This is a genomic window from Neorhizobium huautlense, assembly GCF_002968575.1.
In the GTDB taxonomy this organism is placed as follows: domain Bacteria; phylum Pseudomonadota; class Alphaproteobacteria; order Rhizobiales; family Rhizobiaceae; genus Neorhizobium; species Neorhizobium huautlense.
The window spans coordinates 17088-29846 of sequence record NZ_PVBM01000007.1; the positions used below are offsets into that span (position 1 = coordinate 17088).

17 protein-coding genes are annotated in these 12759 nt (G+C 60.4%); 7 read left to right on the forward strand and 10 right to left on the reverse strand.

Translation table 11 applies throughout. The features are described from left to right. Positions 1–14 precede the first annotated feature (14 nt). The gene (locus tag C5L12_RS09840; RefSeq protein ID WP_105371875.1) at positions 15–524 is read right to left on the reverse strand and encodes a GNAT family N-acetyltransferase; all 510 of its coding nucleotides are present in this window, start codon (positions 522–524) and stop codon (positions 15–17) included. A gap of 282 nt (positions 525–806) precedes the next feature. On the opposite strand from C5L12_RS09840, the gene C5L12_RS09845 reads away from it, so the two are divergent. Then, positions 807–1064: a YjhX family toxin gene (locus tag C5L12_RS09845; RefSeq protein ID WP_105371876.1), complete on the forward strand. Its 258-nt coding sequence runs from the start codon at positions 807–809 to the stop codon at positions 1062–1064. A 225-nt stretch (positions 1065–1289) separates the two neighbouring features. Continuing rightward, positions 1290–1685, forward strand: a complete 396-nt coding sequence (locus C5L12_RS09850; protein WP_205839328.1) for a hypothetical protein — start codon at positions 1290–1292, stop codon at positions 1683–1685. Between the two features lie 33 nt (positions 1686–1718). Here the strand turns inward: C5L12_RS09850 and C5L12_RS09855 are convergent, their stop codons facing one another. The 5 genes from C5L12_RS09855 to C5L12_RS09875 all read right to left on the reverse strand — a co-directional run bounded on the left by C5L12_RS09855 (position 1719) and on the right by C5L12_RS09875 (position 5135). Continuing rightward, entirely contained in the window at positions 1719–1985 is a 267-nt protein-coding gene (locus C5L12_RS09855) for a hypothetical protein (RefSeq protein ID WP_105371877.1), read from the reverse strand. A gap of 17 nt (positions 1986–2002) precedes the next feature. Continuing rightward, complete coding sequence (locus C5L12_RS09860; RefSeq protein WP_105371878.1) at positions 2003–2473, reverse strand: GNAT family N-acetyltransferase; 471 nt, start codon at positions 2471–2473, stop codon at positions 2003–2005. Between the two features lie 20 nt (positions 2474–2493). After that, the gene (gatA, locus tag C5L12_RS09865; RefSeq protein ID WP_105371879.1) at positions 2494–3975 is read right to left on the reverse strand and encodes an Asp-tRNA(Asn)/Glu-tRNA(Gln) amidotransferase subunit GatA; all 1482 of its coding nucleotides are present in this window, start codon (positions 3973–3975) and stop codon (positions 2494–2496) included. Positions 3976–4030: 55 nt separating this feature from the next. Continuing rightward, on the reverse strand, positions 4031–4318 hold the full coding sequence (gatC, locus tag C5L12_RS09870; protein WP_105371880.1) for an Asp-tRNA(Asn)/Glu-tRNA(Gln) amidotransferase subunit GatC: 288 nt from the start codon (positions 4316–4318) through the stop codon (positions 4031–4033). Between the two features lie 112 nt (positions 4319–4430). After that, positions 4431–5135 (reverse strand): metal-dependent hydrolase, encoded by a 705-nt coding sequence (locus C5L12_RS09875; RefSeq protein ID WP_105371881.1) that lies wholly within the window; start codon positions 5133–5135, stop codon positions 4431–4433. Positions 5136–5251: 116 nt separating this feature from the next. On the opposite strand from C5L12_RS09875, the gene ruvX reads away from it, so the two are divergent. Then, positions 5252–5743, forward strand: a complete 492-nt coding sequence (ruvX, locus tag C5L12_RS09880) for a Holliday junction resolvase RuvX (RefSeq protein ID WP_105371882.1) — start codon at positions 5252–5254, stop codon at positions 5741–5743. Here the strand turns inward: ruvX and C5L12_RS09885 are convergent. From C5L12_RS09885 to C5L12_RS09890, 3 genes are all read right to left on the reverse strand, one after another. Further along, positions 5683–6012, reverse strand: coding sequence for a DUF6105 family protein (locus tag C5L12_RS09885; protein ID WP_105371883.1), 330 nt, complete (start codon positions 6010–6012; stop codon positions 5683–5685). The genes ruvX and C5L12_RS09885 overlap by 61 nt on opposite strands. After that, positions 6009–6179, reverse strand: a complete 171-nt coding sequence (locus C5L12_RS28395; protein ID WP_165924139.1) for a hypothetical protein — start codon at positions 6177–6179, stop codon at positions 6009–6011. Before C5L12_RS28395 ends, C5L12_RS09885 begins: the two co-directional genes overlap by 4 nt. A gap of 127 nt (positions 6180–6306) precedes the next feature. After that, complete coding sequence (locus tag C5L12_RS09890; RefSeq protein WP_105371884.1) at positions 6307–6951, reverse strand: TetR/AcrR family transcriptional regulator; 645 nt, start codon at positions 6949–6951, stop codon at positions 6307–6309. Between the two features lie 183 nt (positions 6952–7134). On the opposite strand from C5L12_RS09890, the gene C5L12_RS09895 reads away from it, so the two are divergent. Further along, entirely contained in the window at positions 7135–8070 is a 936-nt protein-coding gene (locus C5L12_RS09895) for an AEC family transporter (protein ID WP_105371885.1), read from the forward strand. Here C5L12_RS09895 and C5L12_RS09900 read toward each other — a convergent pair. Then, on the reverse strand, positions 8052–9704 hold the full coding sequence (locus tag C5L12_RS09900) for an acyl-CoA dehydrogenase family protein (protein ID WP_105371886.1): 1653 nt from the start codon (positions 9702–9704) through the stop codon (positions 8052–8054). The genes C5L12_RS09895 and C5L12_RS09900 overlap by 19 nt on opposite strands. Before the next feature lie 199 nt (positions 9705–9903). On the opposite strand from C5L12_RS09900, the gene C5L12_RS09905 reads away from it, so the two are divergent. From C5L12_RS09905 to plsY, 3 genes are read left to right on the forward strand one after another with little or no spacing between them, the layout of a single operon-like run. Beyond that, positions 9904–10845, forward strand: coding sequence for an aspartate carbamoyltransferase catalytic subunit (locus C5L12_RS09905; RefSeq protein ID WP_105371887.1), 942 nt, complete (start codon positions 9904–9906; stop codon positions 10843–10845). After that, positions 10842–12128 (forward strand): dihydroorotase, encoded by a 1287-nt coding sequence (locus C5L12_RS09910; RefSeq protein WP_105371888.1) that lies wholly within the window; start codon positions 10842–10844, stop codon positions 12126–12128. The genes C5L12_RS09905 and C5L12_RS09910 overlap by 4 nt, the downstream gene beginning before the upstream one ends. 13 nt (positions 12129–12141) lie before the next feature. After that, positions 12142–12759, forward strand: coding sequence for a glycerol-3-phosphate 1-O-acyltransferase PlsY (plsY, locus tag C5L12_RS09915; RefSeq protein WP_105371889.1), 618 nt, complete (start codon positions 12142–12144; stop codon positions 12757–12759).

Genomic DNA, 12759 nt, shown 5'->3' on the forward strand with positions numbered 1-12759 from the left:
ATGAGGCGCAAGCTTTAGAAGCTCGGTCCATAGGTATCTGGCGCTTCCACCACGAGACGCTTGGAGAGCCCTACCGATTGCACATCCCGGTCGATCTTGGGCGAATAGGCCACAGTCAGCCAGTTGACCGAATAGCCGTGCTTTTCGAAGAAGCCGACAGCCTCCGTATTGCGGGCGTGGGTTTCGACCCGCGCAACCTCAAATCCCTGATGGACGATCTGCGCCTCGATCTCTTCCAGAAGCAGCTTACCGAGCCCCTGGCCCTGAAATGCCGGATCGATCCAGAAATCGGAAATCAACTCGTCCAGCTTCTCGCGCGCAGCCCAACCGGCGACATTGCCGCCCTGCTCTACGATCGTAATCGTGAGCCACGAGGAATGGGTGAAATTCTGGAAGGCGGAAAAGGCGCTTTCCCGCATATCGGTCATCTCGCCGATCGAGATCATGGCCTTTTCCCAAGCGCGAAATCCCACTTCCGCAAGGGTATCCACTTCATCTTCACGCGCATTGCGAATGCTGGCCATGGCACCCCCTGTTGTTGCGCCAGTAGAACACTGAGTCTTGCCTTTTGCCAGCAGAACATCGGCCGGACTGCATAATGCAGCTTGACGCTTGGGGAAAACGTGCTAGCAGCGAATTCGTACCGATGGAGTTTTAATGTTCTCTTCCGTAGAGACCTTCTGAAGGGCCGGTCAGCGACGTAAGCCGCGCCGGCCCAGGCAAAAACGAGAGCCCCGACGCCAACCAAAGCGCCGGCAACGTTTTTGTGCGCTCGCGAGCGAGCGCCTATCCGGACATCAAAACCAATGGATATCTCCCGCGCCGAACAGCGCATCCTCCACCTGCTCGCCCAGGGCGGCAGGATCGAAATCACCCGCGACGAAAACCGCAAGATCGAAAAGCTGCAGCTCTTTACCCGCGAAGGCTGGGTTTTCTCCCGCATCGATCTGATCACTTTCCGCAAGCTCAAGCAGAAGAAGGCGATCCGATCCAAAGCTGGCAAGCCTTACCGCATCACCGAAAGGGGGTTGGTGCTGGTGAGAGCCGAACAGGACAACCGGTAGTCAGGAACCGATATCCCGCGTCGATATTGGCGCGGGATATCCACTGCGAGCTGCGTCCCGGTCCGCCATCGGCGGCCTAACCATGCTCTCGTTCGCCACCCATTCCTGCACTACAAAAGGCGTCATCTCAACCGCCCTCCAAGAACCGGCAACTCGTCCCAGAAAGACTGGGAACAAACCAACCCCGGTCGTGTTGATCGAGCATCTGGATCTGGAGGCCTCCAAATGAAACTGCTTGCCCTCACCACAGCCGCCGCCCTCTCCTTTTCGGCGAGCGTGCCCTATGCTCAACAGACCCCTGAGACGCCACCGAGTTCCCCGCCCCAGGCGGATGCGCCTCCCCGCGACGCGCCACCGCCCGCAGCACCGGCCGAACAGGATCAGGATACGGTCAAAGGCGAATGGCGGATGCATCCTCCGCTCCGTGAGAGAGGGGCGCGCTTCCGGATCGAGACAGGCCGTACGACCATCGATCTTCGCTGCCCAGACGGAGAGCCGGCGAAAGACTGCGCCGATCTCCTCCTGCAGGTGCTTGACCGGCTACAGGGGGATACGTCCTCGGACAGCAACGACCGCCGCGACGACGACCGGGACCGTCCGCGTTCCCGCTGGGATAGATGAGAAGATAACGGCGGCATCTGGGCCCACCGCCTATCAAGCCAGCAAATCCGCCTTCATCGCCGACCATTCCTCGGCGACCGTTCCCACACGTGCTTTACCGGCGCGGCGATACCAGTAGTCCGCATTCCAGTCGTCGCCTTCGATGCGATGGCAGAGCGCGTGGCCCCAGTCGAAGGGCTTTTCGCCCTCGTGAGCCTGGCAGATTTCATGGACCGCCTGCCAATCCGCGCCCATTGTGAAGCCGGCAGCCGCAAGACGGTCGAAGGCCGCGACCAATTTTGCCAAATCTGAGTTCACCATGACCGTTTCCTCCTCCGTTAAGGGCGGCCAAGCATCTTTTCCAGATGCACCTTTTCCAGCTCGACGCCCATGGCTTTGGAATGTTCAAAACCGCGCCAGACAATAGCAAAGCCGCAACGCTCATAGAGACGGATGGCGCCGAAATTCTTTGCATGGGTATCGAGGCGAACCGTCCGAAGACCTTCCGCTGCGATCACGTCGCAAAGATGAAGGAGCAGCGACCGACCGACACCGCGGCCCTGGCGATCCGGGCGAACCCAAAGATCCGACACATAATTCGGTGCGTTTTCGCGCGCGCCCCAACCGACAATCTCTCCATCCAGCTCCGCGACATGGATCTCGGCGCCACCTTCTGACGGAAAGATCGCGAACTCATGTTTTACCCGGGCAACTACCTCGGGATCGAGATAACTCTCCTCGAACGCATCACTGGCGGACCAGGCCGCAAAACCGACTTCGCCGACCACGTGGTGATCGGCGATTATCATTTTCCGGATTTTAAGACCGCTTACCACCACTTTGCCGGCGTGAACCGACCGGCGGCCTGTTCGATGACATGGGCAGTGCGGAACAGCGTTTCTTCCTCAAAGGGTTTGCCGATCAGCTGCAGACCGAGCGGCAGGCCCTTGTGGTCCAGACCGGCGGGAACGGCAATGCCCGGCAGGCCAGCCATGTTCACGGTCACGGTGAAGATGTCATTCAGATACATCTTCACCGGATCGGAAGCCAGATCCTCGTCGGCGACACCGAAAGCGGAGGACGGGGTAGCGGGCGTCAAGATGGCATCGACGCCGGCATCGAAGACGAGTTCGAAGTCGCGCTTGATGAGGGTGCGGACCTTCTGCGCCTGCAGGTAATACGCATCGTAGTAACCGGCAGACAGAACATAGGTGCCGATCATGATGCGGCGCTTGACTTCCGTACCGAAGCCGGCGGCGCGAGTCTTTTCGTACATGTCGACGATGTCCTTGCCGTCGACGCGCAGGCCGTAGCGCACGCCGTCGTAGCGAGCGAGGTTCGAAGAGGCTTCCGCCGGTGCCACGATGTAATAGGCCGGAAGTGCGTATTTGGTGTGCGGCAGGGTAATGTCGACAATCTCGGCGCCGGCATCCTTCAGCCAGGCGATGCCCTGCTGCCAGAGCTTTTCGATTTCATCCGGCATGCCGTCGACACGGTATTCCCTGGGAATGCCGATCTTCATGCCCTTCAGCGACTGGCCGAGCGCGGCCTCGTAATCCGGCACTGGCAGATCGACCGAGGTCGTGTCCTTGGCGTCGACGCTTGCCATGGATTTCAACATGATCGCGGCATCCCGCACGTCACGGGCAATGGGGCCTGCCTGATCCAGTGAAGAGGCGAAAGCGACGATACCCCAGCGGGAGCAGCGGCCATAGGTGGGCTTGATGCCCACGGTGCCGGTGAAGGCTGCCGGCTGGCGGATCGAGCCGCCGGTATCGGTCGCCGTCGCGCCGGCGCAAAGATGTGCCGCAACGGCCGCGGCCGAACCACCGGACGAGCCGCCCGGCACCAGCTGCTGATTGGAGCCCTCGGCCTTCCATGGGTTGATCACCGCACCGTAATGCGACGTCTCGTTGGAGGAGCCCATGGCGAACTCGTCCATGTTGAGCTTGCCCAGCATGACGGCGCCATCGTCCCAGAGGTTCTGAGACACGGTCGATTCATATTTCGGTTTGAAACCGTCGAGGATATGCGAGCAGGCTTGAGTATGGACGTCGCGGGTGGCGAAAAGATCCTTGATGCCGAGCGGAATGCCCTCCAGAGCGCCGACCTGGCCGGCAGCTCGGCGCTCATCCGAAGCCTTGGCCATATCCAGGGCCTTTTCCGGCGTGACGGCCACATAGGCGTTCAGCACGCCGTTTGCCGCTTCAATCGCATCGAGATAAGCCTTCGTCAGCTCGACGGACGTCAATTCCTTGGCCTTCAGTTTTTCGCGGGCTTCGGCAATGGTGAGGCTGGTGAGTTCGGTCATGGTCTCTTCAAAATGTTCGAATACGTGAAAAGGAGAGAAGCGGCGCTGTCCGCGCTCACTCGACGACCTTCGGCACCAGGAAGAAATTGTAGTCGGTGGACGGCGCATTGGCCACGATGTCGTCCGCCTTGTCGCCATCTGTGACATTGTCGGTGCGCTTGCGCATGTCCATCGGGGTCACGGAAGTCATCGGCTCGACACCGGCGACGTCGACTTCGCCGAGCTGCTCGACAAAGCCGAGGATACCGTTCAGCTCGCCGACCATGCGATTGGCATCTTCCTCGGTGACCGCAATGCGGGCAAGGCGCGCAACGCGCTTCACAGTGGCGAGATCGACGGACATGGCATAACTCCGGGCAAGAAAAATCCTCCCCGCTATAATGGCCACGCCCGCCCTTCGCAACAGGATAACGCGCCCCAGCTCAACGCGCAGCCCCTCCCCGCTCGACCAAGCCTCAGTAGCTCAGGCTGCCCCCCACGGACGGCGTTTCCACGCGGGTGCGGGTGCCTTCCATGCCTTTGACGAATTTTTCCGGCGTCTGGTCGATGATGGGGAAGCTTCCGTAGTGGCAGGGAATGGCGTGCTTGAAATCGAAGAAGCGTTGGCAGGCAAGCGCGGCGACGGCTCCGCCCATGGTGAACCGGTCTCCGATCGGCACGATGCCGATATCCGGCTGGTGCAGTTCGTTGATCAGCCCCATATCGGTGAAAATGTCGGTATCGCCCATATGCAGCACGGACGGTTCGTCGTCAAAATGCAGCATCAGTCCATTTGCATTGCCGAGGCTATGGGAAACGCCGTCCTCGGTGATCTGCGCAGAAGAATGGTGCGCCTGAGTGAAGGTGGCGGTAAAGCCGTCAAAGGCCACCGTTCCACCGGTATTGCCCATTTCAAGCTTTTCGACGCCCTTGCTACCGAGCCATGCGGCAAGGTCGGCATTGGCGAGAACCGTTGCGCCGGTTTCCTTAGCAATCCTGACGGTATCGCCGACGTGATCGCCATGGCCGTGGGTCAGCAGAATATGGGTCACTCCCTCTGCCGCGGCTTTTGCATCCTGCCCGCTAAAGGCGGGATTCCCTGTGAAAAATGGGTCGATCAGTATCTTCGCCTTTGCGGTTTCTAGGCGAAAGGCGGAATGGCCGAGCCAGGTCAGCTTCATGAAATTACTCCTGCTATACGGGTCAACATGGTAACGACAGATAGCTGATATGGAGCTAAAGGAAAGGGGCGGCGCGAGGAACCAGCGGCCGCTTCACCACAGGGAACGGAGAGCAAATGGCAGTGATGACGATCGAGGAACTGGCCGAAGCCCTCGAGCCCGCACAGGCAATCGCCGGCATCGATCTCGGCACCAAGACGATCGGGCTTGCCATGTCGGACATCGGCCGGCGTTTCGCCTCTCCTCGCCCGGTCATCAGGCGGGTGAAATTCACCAAGGACGCGGAACTGATGCTGAATTTCGCGGAAAAGGAAAAGGTGGCGGCTTTCATCATCGGCCTGCCGGTAAACATGGACGGTTCGTCCGGGCCTCGCGTCCAGGCAACCCGGGCCTTCGTGCGTTCCATGGGCGAAAAGACCCCCATTCCCTTTGTCTTCTGGGACGAACGGCTTTCCACCGTCGCGGCCGAGCGGGCGCTTCTTGAAATGGATGTTTCCCGGGCAAAGCGGGCCGAGCGGATCGATTCCGCTGCGGCAAGCTTCATTCTTCAGGGAGCTCTCGACAGACTTTCCTCGCTCGGCAGGGAAATCTCCTCCCGTGACGTCTGACGCTGACGCCACCAGGCAGCAATCTGCCGGCGCTTGCGGAACCCGATGATCGCAAAAACGATCAGACTGTCGAATGCGATGGCACGGGCCACCAGCGGGGGAATGGTCTCCGGCGGTATGCCCAGGACATGCCCGTATATCTGAAAGACCAGATCATGCGTCTGACGCGTCAGCATGAAGAAGCCGAAGCTCATGTCGTAGTAGGAGAGCCCGTACCAGCTGGTCAGCAGCAAGACAGGCCCGGCCCATAAAATCAGGAACCACTTCATGCGGTCCTCCCCCTCGGCTCGACCGGATACATCTCCGGCGCCATGAGCCATCTCGTTAGCGCCATGACACTCAAAACCACAGCCGGAACGGCAATATTCAGTGCCAGCATGGCGAAGATTGCGGTCATGGCGACCAGCAATGCCTTACCCCTTACTGCAGTTCCCATGTCGTCCGCGTCCCGATCATCTTTGGTTAATGATGCGTTAACGTCAAACTTAGAGGGCCAGAGATTTACCGCAACGGAAACCGCGGCGCATGGTTAATTCGAAGAGGCGGGACTGTGGAAAAGTCGATCAGCCATAGATGGCGCGGACCAGGCGGGAGATGGCGCCCGCGACCTTGTCCCAATCCTTGTTGGTGCGCAGCGCAACGCCGGCGAACTGCCCGCTCACGGCGGCCGAAATCACAAGATGCTGGATTGCGGCAAACAGGATCGCGTTGGTGGTCGTGGCGTCGACACCCTTTGGCGGTGTCAGCGATCCCCGCATCCGGTCCAGCCATTTGCCGAGAGCCTTCGTTCGGGCTTCCGAGAGGCGGCGGACCTGCGGCGTGTCCTGCGAGACCTCCCAGGCAACGATCTTGCAGACGAGTGGATCGTCGCGCAGCGCCTCCATGAAATAGATCGCAAGCTTCTCCATCAGGTCGCCATAGGTCAGCAGGAACATGCCGCCGGTGTCTTCCGGTATCCGTTCCTTGACCCAGGTGCCGAGATCAGCGCCGATTGCCTCGATCAAACCTTCGAGGCCGCCGTAGTAGCGGTAGATAAGTTGTTTGTCGCAACCGGCCTTGCGGGCGATGGCATTGATGCCGAAGCCCTGGAATCCCTGTTCCGCCAGAAGATCACGCGCAGCGAGAAAGATCGCGCGTTCCGTGCTGGCGCGATTGCGCACTTTTGCAGCCGGACTTGCCTGCGCCGTGACTTCGGGGATCTGGAGCATCTGTCGCCTGTACCAATTGAGCTTGTCATCGCGATAAAGCGGGGCTCCGGGCACTGCAAGCCGTCCGAAGAGCCATGCACAAGATTGCGGCGCATTATGATATGCCGTTCAGCAACTGTCTGATTGCACAAGGGCTTGCGAGGGACTAACGAGGGGAACACCTCCTCGATCCCTTACTGGCAAATGCTCCTGATATTCGAAAGTATCCTGCCGATCTTCCTTCTGGTGTTACTCGGTGCGGCCTTGAAGCGAAGTTCCTTCATCAATGCGACGCTTTGGGACGGGCTTGAGCAACTGGGCTACTACGTCCTGTTTCCGGCCCTGCTTTTTTATACGCTGGCGACCGCAGACTTCACGAAAATCGATATAGGATTGATCGGCGCGGTATCGAACGGCGCGGTGATACTGATGGCGGGCCTGGTTCTGGCTCTTTGGCCAGTCCTTCGCCGAGCCGGCGTTGGCGCGCCGGCCTTCAGTTCGCTTTTCCAGTGCTCGACCCGCTGGAATGCGTTTGTCGCTCTTGCAATCGGTCAGAAAGTTTTTGGAACTGAGGGGATTGCGATAATCGCTGTCATCATGGCAGCGATCATCGTGCCCATCAACCTGATCAACGTCTCGGTGCTGCTCTGGTTTTCCGGTCGATGGCAGGGATATCGGATATTTGCCCTTCGCATCGTGACCAATCCGCTGATTTTCAGCAGCGTTGCCGGCATCGTCGTCAATCTTCTGCACATCCCGATCTATCAGCCGTTGATGGTGACGGTCGGGCTCGTCTCGCAGGCATCACTAAGCCTTGGCCTGATCGCCGTCGGCGCCGGTCTGCGGATCGCCGATGCCCTCAAGCCAGGCGCCATGGTGATGCTCGGCACCGCGCTGAAGCTCTTGATGTTCCCGGCAGTCATGGTCGGCTTGGCAATTCTTTGCCATGTCGGCGGCGAAACGCTCGTGCTGCTCGCCTTGAGCGCAAGTGTGCCGACGGCCATGAACGGATATCTGCTCGCCAAGAAGATGGGCGGCGACGCGGACCTTTATGCCGCCACCGCAACGGTGCAGACGGTCGCCTCGTTCTTCACCATCCCGCTGGTGATGATCGCTGCCAGTCAGCTTGCCGCGGGATAAAGAAGATCGATGATGTAGCGGGCATCGAATCTCGCATCAAGCATGCCGTAGGTCGAACGCCAGCCGCCCGCCAATCGGGTTTCAAGAAACGCATCGGCGATCTTGCCCGCGCCGAGGCGCATGAGTTCGGATGCACCGGCTGCGAGAGCCAGCTGCTCGACCAGGAGGCGCGCCGCCCCCTCATCGGTTTCGCAGAGCGCCATGGCGGCGCGGAGCACCTCCACCGTCTTTCTGCCGGACGCACCGAGATCGCGCTCGAAACCGGCGAGCACCGTGTTGAACAGGTCCTTGCCGCGCGACAGCACACGCAGCACGTCGAGCGCCATTACGTTGCCGGAGCCTTCCCATATCGCGTTGACCGGAGCCTCGCGGTAGTGACGAGCGATCGGCCTCTCTTCGACATAACCGTTGCCGCCCAGGCACTCCATCGCCTCGTAGATGAGCGAGGGCGCCAGCTTGCAGTTCCAGTATTTGACCACAGGGGTCATGACACGGGCAAAGGCAGCGTCCGCCGGATCGGAGGCGGCGCGGTCGAAGGCATCGGCCAGCCTGAAACTGAGTGCCGTCGCCGCTGCGACATCCAGGGCCATGTCGGCCAATACACGCGTCATCAAAGGCTGGTCGATCAGCTTTTTGCCGAAGACACCGCGGCCCCGGCAATGGTGCACCGCCTCGGCCAGCGAAGCCCGCATAATACCAGCGGATGCCAGGGCGCAATCGAGCCGCGTCAGCGTCACCATGTCGAGGATGGTGCGGATACCGGCGCCCGGATCGCCGAGCAGATAACCGAAGGCATCGGTGAATTCGACTTCCGACGACGCGTTCGAGCGGTTGCCGAGCTTGTCCTTGAGCCGCTGAAACTGCAGGCCGTTCGCCGATCCGTCTTCCAGAAGACGCGGAACAAGGAAGCAGCCGATGCCCTCGTTCGTCTTGGCCAACATGACGAAGCCGTCGCTCATCGGTGCCGACATGAACCACTTGTGGCCGGAAAGCCGGTAAATGCCCTCTCCCACCCGCTCGGCGGTCGAACGATTGGCGCGTACATCCGTACCGCCCTGTTTCTCCGTCATGCCCATGCCAAGTGTGACGGCGGTTTTCTGCAGCGCCGGGCGATTCGTCGAATCGTATTTGCGCGACAGGATCTTCGGCGCCCATTCCTTCTGGACGCGCGAAGAGGCCATCAGGGCCGCGACCGAGGCGCTGGTCATCGTCAGCGGGCAAAGATGGCCGCATTCGAGCTGCGCCGTCAGATAGAAGCGCGTTGCGCGCGCCTTGTGCTCATGGCCCTTGGCTTCCGGTATGTTTTCCCAGACGGAGGAATGCAGTCCCGCCTGCATCGAGCGGCGCATCAGCGCATGCCAAGCCGGGTGAAACTCCACGGTGTCCAGCCGCTCGCCACGCGGGCCATGGGTCTTGAGCTTCGGCGGATTCTCGTTCGCCATGCGCGCAAGTTCCTGCGCCTCCGGCGAAGTCACGTAACGGCCCAGCTGGTCGTATTCCTCCCGAACCGTACGATGCAGGCCACTCGTCAGGTCGACAACCAACGGATCGGATCGATACGCATTGATCCCCGACCAGGGTTTCGGCTGGTTCAGTTCGACAAATTTTTCTTCGGCGCGCGATATCTGGTTCATGAGGCGGTTCTAGCGGAAGTTACAGAGTCTGGAAACGGCAGCCTTTAACGATTTCGGTCGTTCTGCACAAAAGGCCGCGACGGGGGCAGAGAAGATCTGCCGGCACGGCCCGAACAAGTGGTGAGATAACTCTTCTGCCGCTTGCGACCTTCACCATCAGACCTTATAGACCGCCGAACGCAAGCGGAGACATGATCTTATGGTCTTCTTCCCCCATCGCCATCTCCTTGGCATCAAGGGCCTTACCGAACAGGACATCACCTTTCTTCTCGACAAGGCCGATGAGGCCGTGAAGATTTCCCGCCAGCGGGAAAAGAAGACGTCGACCTTACGCGGCCTCACGCAAATCAATCTCTTCTTCGAGGCCTCTACACGCACCCAATCCTCATTCGAACTCGCCGGCAAACGGCTTGGCGCCGATGTGATGAACATGTCGGTGGGCAATTCGTCGGTAAAAAAAGGCGAGACCCTGATCGACACGGCGATGACGCTCAATGCGATGCGTCCCGACGTTTTGGTGCTGCGCCATTCCTCGGCGGGTGCGGCCGCACTGCTTGCACAGAAGGTGGCCTGCTCGGTCGTCAATGCCGGCGATGGTCAGCACGAACACCCGACCCAGGCCCTGCTCGACGCGTTGACGATCCGCCGCGCCAAGGGAAAGCTGTCGCGCATCATCGTGGCGATCTGTGGCGACGTGCTGCACTCGCGCGTCGCCCGCTCCAATATCCTTCTGCTCAACGCGATGGGCGCTCGGGTTCGGGTGGTCGCGCCGTCGACGCTTTTGCCCTCCGGCATCCGGGAGATGGGCGTGGAGGTCTTCCACTCGATGGAGGAAGGCCTGAAGGATGCCGATGTGGTAATGATGCTCAGGCTTCAGCGAGAGCGCATGGCCGGGGCGTTCGTACCCTCCGTGCGCGAATATTTCCGCTTCTACGGTCTCGACGCGGAAAAACTCAAGGCGGCCAAAGAGGACGCACTCGTCATGCATCCCGGCCCGATGAACCGCGGCGTTGAGATTGCCTCCGAAGTGGCGGACGGACCGCAGAGCGTCATAGAGCAACAGGTGGAAATGGGGGTCGCGGTGCGCATGGCGGTGATGGAGACCTTGCTCGTCTCGCATAACCAGGGAGAGCGCGCATGACCGCGACTGTTCTGAAGAACCTCCGCATCATCGACCCCTCACGTAATCTTGATGAGACCGGCACGATTCTAATCGGCGACGACGGCCGCATCCTCGCCGCCGGCAAGGACGCTCAGAACCAGGGCGCGCCGGAAGGCGCAACGATCAAGGATTGCCTGGGTCTTGTCGCGACGCCGGGACTCGTTGACGCCCGCGTTTACGTCGGCGAGCCGGGCGCCGAGCACACCGAGACGATCGAATCGGCGAGCCGTGCGGCAGCCGCCGGAGGCGTCACCTCCTTCATCATGATGCCGGACACCCATCCGGTGCTGGACGATATCGCGCTGATCGAGTTCGTACAGAAGACGGCGCGCGACAAGGCGCTGGTCAACGTTCATCCGGCCGCAGCGCTGACCAAAGGACTTGCCGGCCAAGAGATGACCGAGATCGGGCTGTTGCAGCAGTCCGGTGCGGTTGCCTTCACCAACGGTCGCCATGGCCTTTCCGACAGCCTGCTTCTTCGCCGCGCCATGACCTATGCGCGGGAATTCGATGCGGTCATAGCTCTCGAATTACGGGAACGATATCTCGGCAACGGGGTCATGAACGAGGGTCTGTTCGCGAGTTGGCTCGGTCTGTCGGGCGTGCCGAAGGAAGCGGAGATCATTCCGCTCGAGCGCGATTTACGAATCGCCGGCCTGACCGGTGCGAAGTATCATGCGGCCAAGATCTCCGTGGCGGAATCGGCTGAGGCGGTCCGTGTCGCTCGCTCGCGCGGCGCGAAGGTCACCTGCGGCGTATCGATCAATCATTTGTCGCTCAACGAAAACGACATCGGCGAATACCGGACGTTCTTCAAGCTTTCGCCGCCGCTGCGCTCCGAGGACGATCGCGTTGCGATGGCCGATGCAATTGCCGACGGCACGATCGACATCATCGTGTCCTCGCACGACCCGCAGGACGTCGACACCAAGCGCCTTCCTTTTGCGGATGCCGCCGACGGCGCGATCGGGCTTGAGACGATGCTCGCCGCGGCCCTCCGGCTGCATCACGACGGCCGGGTGCCGTTGATGCGCCTGATCGACGCCATGTCGACCCGTCCGGCGCAGATTTTCGGCCTCGACGCCGGTACGCTGAAACCGGGGGCCAAAGCTGATATCACGCTCATCGATCTCGACGAGCCTTGGATCGTATCGAAGGATATGCTTTTGTCCCGTTCGAAGAACACGCCTTTTGAAGACGCGCGTTTCTCAGGTCGCGCCATGGCGACCTACGTGGCGGGCAAATGCGTACATTCGCTTTGATGGGGGACGATGCTTGAGTGAGCTATTCAACTGGCAGATCACGCTGCCTATCGCAATTGCAGTGCTCGTCTTCGGCTACCTGCTAGGCTCCATTCCCTTCGGCCTCATCCTCACCCAAGCGGCGGGCCTCGGCGATATCCGGTCGATCGGTTCCGGCAATATCGGCGCGACAAACGTTCTGCGCACCGGCAACAAAAAGCTCGCGGCGGCAACTCTTTTGCTCGATGCTCTGAAGGCCACGGCCGCGGCCGTGATCGGTTGGTATTTCTTCGGTGAAGAAGCGGGGCTGCTGGCGGGATTTGCAGCCTTTCTGGGGCACCTCTTCCCCGTCTGGCTGGGTTTCAAGGGCGGCAAGGGCGTCGCCACCTATATCGGCACCCTGCTCGGCGTGGCGCCGATGATGGTTCTCGTCTTCGCTGCGATCTGGCTTGCAACCGCGAAGCTCAGCAAATACTCCTCGCTGTCCGCTCTGGTTGCAACTCTCGTCATCCCGGTTGTGCTGTGGTTCATAGATGAGCCGAAGATTGCACTGATCATGGCGATCATGACAGTCATCTCCTGGTGGAAGCACGAAACCAATATCAAGCGGTTGATGGCCGGTACGGAAAGCAAGATCGGCCAAAAGGGATAA

Bases quoted from the DNA above. Each gene is read 5' to 3' on its own strand.
- C5L12_RS09875 (WP_105371881.1), bottom strand. From the start codon at position 5,135: ATGAAGCTGACCTGGCTCGGCCATTCCGCCTTTCGCCTAGAAACCGCA.
- C5L12_RS09860 (WP_105371878.1), bottom strand. From the start codon at position 2,473: ATGATAATCGCCGATCACCACGTGGTCGGCGAAGTCGGTTTTGCGGCC.
- C5L12_RS09850 (WP_205839328.1), top strand. From the start codon at position 1,290: ATGAAACTGCTTGCCCTCACCACAGCCGCCGCCCTCTCCTTTTCGGCG.
- C5L12_RS09910 (WP_105371888.1), top strand. From the start codon at position 10,842: ATGACCGCGACTGTTCTGAAGAACCTCCGCATCATCGACCCCTCACGT.
- C5L12_RS09900 (WP_105371886.1), bottom strand. From the start codon at position 9,704: ATGAACCAGATATCGCGCGCCGAAGAAAAATTTGTCGAACTGAACCAG.
- C5L12_RS09895 (WP_105371885.1), top strand. From the start codon at position 7,135: ATGCTCCTGATATTCGAAAGTATCCTGCCGATCTTCCTTCTGGTGTTA.
- C5L12_RS09840 (WP_105371875.1), bottom strand. From the start codon at position 524: ATGGCCAGCATTCGCAATGCGCGTGAAGATGAAGTGGATACCCTTGCG.
- gatC (WP_105371880.1), bottom strand. From the start codon at position 4,318: ATGTCCGTCGATCTCGCCACTGTGAAGCGCGTTGCGCGCCTTGCCCGC.
- C5L12_RS09905 (WP_105371887.1), top strand. From the start codon at position 9,904: ATGGTCTTCTTCCCCCATCGCCATCTCCTTGGCATCAAGGGCCTTACC.
- C5L12_RS28395 (WP_165924139.1), bottom strand. From the start codon at position 6,179: ATGGGAACTGCAGTAAGGGGTAAGGCATTGCTGGTCGCCATGACCGCA.
- C5L12_RS09845 (WP_105371876.1), top strand. From the start codon at position 807: ATGGATATCTCCCGCGCCGAACAGCGCATCCTCCACCTGCTCGCCCAG.
- C5L12_RS09855 (WP_105371877.1), bottom strand. From the start codon at position 1,985: ATGGTGAACTCAGATTTGGCAAAATTGGTCGCGGCCTTCGACCGTCTT.
- C5L12_RS09885 (WP_105371883.1), bottom strand. From the start codon at position 6,012: ATGAAGTGGTTCCTGATTTTATGGGCCGGGCCTGTCTTGCTGCTGACC.
- C5L12_RS09890 (WP_105371884.1), bottom strand. From the start codon at position 6,951: ATGCTCCAGATCCCCGAAGTCACGGCGCAGGCAAGTCCGGCTGCAAAA.
- ruvX (WP_105371882.1), top strand. From the start codon at position 5,252: ATGGCAGTGATGACGATCGAGGAACTGGCCGAAGCCCTCGAGCCCGCA.
- gatA (WP_105371879.1), bottom strand. From the start codon at position 3,975: ATGACCGAACTCACCAGCCTCACCATTGCCGAAGCCCGCGAAAAACTG.